General features: G+C 50.0%; 1 protein-coding gene. It reads right to left on the minus strand.

Features of this window, described 5'->3' with window-relative positions:
- Positions 1 to 1,481 (minus strand): tandem-95 repeat protein (locus H5183_RS21385; RefSeq protein ID WP_182732680.1); only part of this gene is annotated, 1,481 nt, incomplete at both ends.

Here is a 1,481-nt window from a genome sequence, read left to right on the forward strand (position 1 = left end):
CCATAGTAATCTGCATTGGCGGTGTAAATGATTGCCCCCGTTGCTGTTACTTGAGTTTGCCCATTGCTTGGTGCACTGACAACCGTCACACTGCTCACATCTAAGCTGTCGCCGATATCAACATCACTGTCGTTACCCAATACGTTGACTTCAAATGAACCTTCTTCTTGCAGTTGGGCGGTGTTATCTAGCGCCACTGGTGCGTCGTTCACGGCATTAATGGTCAGTGTGACGGTCGCTGGGGTTGAGCTTAAGCCTTCGCTGTCTGTTAATGTGTAGGTGAAACTAAATACCCCATTCACATCTTGGCTTGGCACGATAGCTAAACTACCATCTAGGTTAACGCTGACTGTCGCAAAATCGTACATGCCCGCCCCCGTGCCTTGGTTTTCAAGGCTTACGTTGGCAGCATTAAAGCCACTGTCTTCTACGTCTGAGTCGTTTGCTAAAATAGCTAACGTTGTTGCGGTATCTTCATCAGTCGTCACTGCATCATTAGCAACAACGGGGCGGTCATTCACCGCACCTATATTTACCGTAACGGTTCCTGGCAGTGATACACCGCCTTCGCTGTCAGTAATGGTGTAGGTGAAACTGTCTTGCCCTGTAACGTTCGCATCTGGGGTATACACAAAGGTACCCGCGGCTTGGTCAAACACCACTTGCCCTGAGCTTGGCGCTCTGACTAAGTTAATCGTGCCCGTTGGGATGGTGTCTTCCACATCACTGGCCAGTGAACGCACATTGGTCACTGCTGATGCGGTGTCTTCATCCACACTTAAGCTGATAGCTTGTACCTCAGGGAGGTCGTTCACTGGGGTAATAGTGACTGTCACTGTCGCCGCTGTTGAGGTATTCAATGCTGCATCTTTTACCGTATAAGTAAAGGTGTCTGTCCCCGTTACATTGCTGTTCGGTGTATACGAGGCAATGCCGTTGGTGATACTTACCGTGCCTTTACTCGCGGGTAATACGATGGCCGCTGAAGCGACCACTAGGTCATTTTCTGCATCACTGTCATTCGCTACCAAGCTAAAGTTCACTGGCGTGTCTTCTGCAGTGGTGGCACTGTCATCCATGGCAACCGGTGCATCAGCAACCGGCGTTACCGTAAGTGTTACTGTCTGTACCGCCGATAACGCACCTGCGCTATCACGAACTTGGAAGGTGAAGCTGTCGCCGTGGTTTTCACTGCCGTCATGTTGATAACTAAAGCTACCATCACTATTTAAGCTGACACTACCAAATTGTGGTTGACTGACCAGCTCTGCGCTGAGTGTGTCGCCTGCATCATCATCGCTGGCGTTACTTAATAACCCGTTTGCAAGTGCCACGGTTAAAGTCGCGGCTTCATCGAGGTTAAACGCGAAGTTTTGCCCTACCGGCGCATCGTTGGTGTTGGTAACCTCTAATGTAAATGGCGTTAAACTGGCGCTATCTGTGCCATCGTTAACACTGATAGTAATAGCCGCGTAGCTGCC

Origin of the sequence: Pseudoalteromonas sp. SR44-8, assembly GCF_014163635.1 — a bacterium.
GTDB lineage: Bacteria > Pseudomonadota > Gammaproteobacteria > Enterobacterales > Alteromonadaceae > Pseudoalteromonas > Pseudoalteromonas rhizosphaerae.